At 57.6% G+C, this 4,504-nt stretch carries 5 protein-coding genes; 2 read left to right on the forward strand and 3 right to left on the reverse strand.

What is annotated here, in order from left to right:
- Positions 1–774: outer membrane protein (locus I5M_RS13725; RefSeq protein WP_244432001.1), on the reverse strand; the 774-nt coding region annotated here is incomplete at its 3' end.
- Positions 775–1,511: 737 nt separating this feature from the next.
- Between I5M_RS13725 and I5M_RS13735 the strand changes: the two genes are divergently transcribed.
- Positions 1,512–1,898, forward strand: coding sequence for a hypothetical protein (locus tag I5M_RS13735; RefSeq protein ID WP_022721921.1), 387 nt, complete (start codon positions 1,512–1,514; stop codon positions 1,896–1,898).
- Between the two features lie 662 nt (positions 1,899–2,560).
- Here I5M_RS13735 and I5M_RS13740 read toward each other — a convergent pair.
- Positions 2,561–2,953, reverse strand: a complete 393-nt coding sequence (locus I5M_RS13740; protein WP_022721922.1) for an H-NS family nucleoid-associated regulatory protein — start codon at positions 2,951–2,953, stop codon at positions 2,561–2,563.
- A 472-nt stretch (positions 2,954–3,425) separates the two neighbouring features.
- Between I5M_RS13740 and I5M_RS31400 the strand changes: the two genes are divergently transcribed.
- A complete protein-coding gene (locus tag I5M_RS31400) occupies positions 3,426–3,806 on the forward strand; it encodes an H-NS family nucleoid-associated regulatory protein (protein ID WP_083909583.1) in 381 nt (126 codons plus the stop codon).
- A 339-nt stretch (positions 3,807–4,145) separates the two neighbouring features.
- Here the strand turns inward: I5M_RS31400 and I5M_RS13745 are convergent.
- On the reverse strand, positions 4,146–4,504 hold a 359-nt coding region (locus tag I5M_RS13745; protein WP_199900034.1), incomplete at its 5' end, for a sugar transferase.

Raw genomic sequence — 4,504 nt, forward strand, 5'->3', positions numbered from 1 at the left:
GCCCGCCGTGTCCCACGGATCGACGAACGCATCGGGGCCATCGGTGCCGCCGATGCGCCTGTTGAGCCCGATGCGGACCTGATGCAGGTCGATCGATTTCGACACGTCGGCGATGCCGGACGGGAAGCCGCCGGATGTGCCGCCGAGCGTCTCGTAGAGATATTCGATGCGGGCGCTCCAGCCCGGAGCCAGCGCGAATTCGGCGCCGGCGCCCGCCGCCCAGCCGCTGCGCAGCCGCAGCTTCTTCTGCTCGCCCTCGTCGGCCTCCAGCACATAGCGCGACGTGCCCCAGGCCCAGCCGGCGGTCGCATACACCATCCAGTTCGAAGCCGCGTAACCGAGCCGGCCGCGCAGCGACGACACCAGGTCGAGCTTTTCGGTGAGGAGCCCCGCGCTTGTCTCGGTGCGCGCGACGACGCCGTCGTCGAGATAGTTCGGGAAGGTGACGTCGCCTTCGACGCCGAGCAGCAGCCGCGATGGCGCGACGTAGTTGTATCCAGCCTGCAGGCCGCCGAACTGGCTGCCGAATTCCGGGGACGATGCGGTCGCCGTGCCGTCGGTGACGACGTTGCGACCGAAGCCGCGGCCATAGCCGTAGTGGCCGCCGGCATAGAAGCCGGACCAGTCGAACATGGCGACGGGGGCTTTGGTCGGCGCGTGGGGCGCCGATTGCGCCCAAGCACTGCCTGCGACCAACGTCAGGGCGGCCGCCGCCGCACAGGACGAGACCTGCCGCCGGATTGAAAAAGATAAACAACTACACGTGTAATGCACCGCACTCGCCCCGCAACAACTCCTGAGTTGCGAAGGATTGCGATTATCAGTCGCCAGCCGTCAACGCCAGCTTAGATTGATTCCACCGAAACCTCTGAAACCTTGGTCGAAGGTTGCTTGAAGAAGGTAACAGGGTGGCGCGCGCTGCCTAACTCAATACCTGCGATCCCGTTGAATCACATCGACAGGCCCAGCAGGCGCAACAGCAGCAAGCCCGAGCGTAGATGCGCAAAACTCGGGATGGCAAAACGGCCCGACATCGACCGACCAGCCGTCCGTCGCAAAGCGCTTGCTTAATCCTGCAAGCGTTTGGACACGGTCCGATCTAATCGTCTGAGCGTAGCCTTGAGAAAGCTGGACACGCTGGGATTTGGCAGGTCGCTCATAAAACGACGCTCCAGCAGTCCTCGAGCCGGCTGGATCGGCGACCCCGGCGAACAGATCACGGATGACGTGGTGATCCAACCAAGCGTGTGCCGACGGAGACGCCCACGATTGCACACGCCGCAGAAGGTTCGATCCTGCCCATCATGCCGGATTTAACCCACGCCGGAGTATTTTTTGATAGCATGAGCGATAGCGATAAATTAACGACGAGTGAAACTCGGCGTGTTGGAGTTCGGTGAAAACCAACCGCTTGAGTGGTGCAATGCGGTTTGTTGAATGGACCGTCTCAAGTCGATGCTCTTGGACCTTTCATTGACCACTTACGTCCCCTGAGACAGGTGAGATGCGACATGTTTTCGAGGCAAAAACGCCAAGGCGCTTTCCAGGCTAGATCTTTCGAGCGGGATGCTGAAACCGATGAATTGCGCGTCAAATCGGTTGAGGACGCCGTTGATGCTGCTCTACGAGCTGCGCAGGCTGAGTACAGAGGTCTTAGTGAACGGATCAACGATGTACTGGCACGCGCCGCTGTAACCGTCGGCGACGCCACAGACGAGTATGTCGATCGGGAAGGAGAGAACACAAAGCTCCAAAACAATTTCAGCATTGAGATCGCCAACGGCGAGCGACGGCTAAAGGATCTGGAGGTCAGCATCGGCCACTTCAGGTCTCTTAAGGAGGCGTTCGCCGCACGTTTTCCGCATCGGCAGACCGACCATGATACGGCACGCGACTAAGGATTTCCGACAGATTCACTCAGATGCAGTCGGCGCCGGCCGCCGTAAGGGTGTGACGGACGTGGGCGCTTGTCGTCGACGAGAGCGGATTTGCCGCCGGACTCGAGCTGCACGCGAGTCACGGACAGGTACCGTCGATGATTTTGTGGTCCGTTAAATCGTCACAGCCGGCTCCGCCGTTGTTGCGGCTAAAATATTCGCCAAATGCGCGAGGGATAGGCTGGACGCCACCCATTTAAATCCGCACCATAGAAGGTTTTCGCAGCGCCGTACTGCCGTGCCAAGGATGGCCAGACATGATCGACCATCTTATTTTTTTAATAAAGTCAGGCAGCGTTGAACCCTGTCGGTCGTCTGATGATTCAAATCATGGTCCAACTTAGTGAATTTTAAATGTGGAGCGCCAGCCCAATGAAGGATCGAAACGCCTGCCGATAAGATCGCCCTGTCGATGTTTGCTTGCGGAACGCGAGAGCGGGGTTGATGTCCGGGTNGAAGGTGCACGACAAATCGGCCGTCAAGGCCCGAATCGATGTCTTTGACGAAATGATAAGCAGAGTCAGCGATATTGATCGCAATTTGAAGCAACTGTCATTGGATGCAAGGCGCAACTCCACAGACGAACTCTGTCACCTCAACGACCTTGGCCGAGGAGGAACCGCCTACGGCGGCTCGTCGCCTCCAAACGATTCATGACCGCGGTCGCCGTCGAGTTGCTTGATTTTGAGATCGTCCAGCGTACGGCCCTGTTCCAGAGCCAAGGCGAGCCAGCGGGGCCGCTTGCCGCGGCCTGACCATGTCTCGTGTGGCACTGACGGATTGAAGTACTTCGGGAGCACTTTGGGATATCCGCGGCGGGACGAGGTCCGTTTTGACCCGGCGCCGCGCTCGCCCATTTCCGAAGGTTCTGTCTGATTCAGCTTAGCGAGTCGCTTTTCGAGTTCTCGCTTCTCTCCGAGCAGTCGATCAGACAGAATTTTTGTGAGCTCCTCATGAAGAGCCCAGAGTTCATCAAACTGCATGGCATCCAAATCGACTGAGTCCGGGTTGCGCATGTAATTTATGCTTTTCAGATTGGAGTAGCCAAATTTGAGATCAAACCGGTGAGGGGCGGGCGGCCAATGCGCCCCAGAATCTTTACTATTTTATATTTAATATCCGGATTGTCATTTCATTTTTAAAAAAACACCGATTAAAAATATCATTTTATATTTGTTGCCGCATTGCGAATTTGGCAATGCGAGCGCTCGCCGGACGATTCGAATCGCGCCGCCTGCGGACGCTCGGCCCCGGGGCTGGGCTCACTCAAAACCAGGAAATATACAACTTACCCGCTAAATCATCTCCATTGGCGCTTTCAAAAAACCTTCGCGCGCTGAGTGGGTTAACTTATCTGGTGATTTGTTGCGTAATGTTGCTGTGGGTATTTTTCATTCCGGGGCTTGTTTGAACGGAGAAAATGGGCCTATTTGCGATTTCTGCCACTTCAGCCATGACGTGTCGAAAGGAATGAACTGGGACAGTCGAATGTCGACCAAGAAGCTGNAACTGGAATCTATGTCGATTGACGATCTTTGGTCGCTTCATGAGAAAATCAGCGGGATCCTCTCGACTCGGATCGCTTCCGAGAAGCAGGAATTGGAAAAACGTCTCGCTGTCTTGAACCGTGGTCGGACTGTTATTGAAGGTACCGACTCGGCCACCTCGTTTGAGGCGCACACGAAGGTTCGGCGCAAATATCCGCGGGTGTTTCCGAAATATCGAAATCCTGCAACACCTTCCGAGACTTGGTCTGGCCGCGGGAAGCAGCCGCGCTGGCTTGTGGCGGCAATCAAATCAGGGCGCAAAATCGACGACTTCCGGATTCGCGACGATTCGGAAACCAAAGGGCGGCGCCAGCGGGCTTGACCCCATTCCACGTTGTCGGCGTCGGAATAGGACAACCGAACATCCCCTCCGCTCAGCGGCTGTTGCTCGCCGGAACGTTCGGACATCCTCGCGGGTGCTCCAGGGAGTTTCGCCCGCTGCTCGAATGCCATCAATGCCTCGCGAGTGGGGTCCACTATAAATCGGCGCGCTGCATTCGCGGATTATAAGGCCTCGCTCCACAAGATAATCGACCCGTCGGCCACGCCCGGCCGGCCGTCGTTCGGCCGGCCGTCGTTCGCGTTCCCTGATTTGGCAGATTGCGCGGGGCACGGTTGTGGCGACCTCTCGAACAAGTCAGTTGCCAGGACAGTCCGGACCCTACAGCGCGTTTCGCCCTCGGATGAGTTCGAGAGGTGTCTGGGCGAGAATCATGAGGTCCATTCCGAAGCTCCAGTTGTCGATGTAATGCAGATCATGCTTCACGCGTAGTTCGATCGAACGGGATGTTGGCGTGGGCCCGCGATAGCCTTTGATCTGAGCCAGGCCGGTCAATCCGGGCTTCACCCTCCGCCGATAGGCATAGTTGCGAACGGCGTTGTGGAATTCGTTGTCGTGGGCGATGGCATGGGGCCTTGGACCGACGATAGACATGCTGCCTTCGAGGACGTTGATCAGCTGTGGGATCTCGTCGATGCTTGTTCTGCGCAGCCATCCACCAAGCCGCGTAATCCGCGAGT

Source organism: Rhodopseudomonas sp. B29 (assembly GCF_000333455.1).
Lineage (GTDB): Bacteria > Pseudomonadota > Alphaproteobacteria > Rhizobiales > Xanthobacteraceae > Rhodopseudomonas.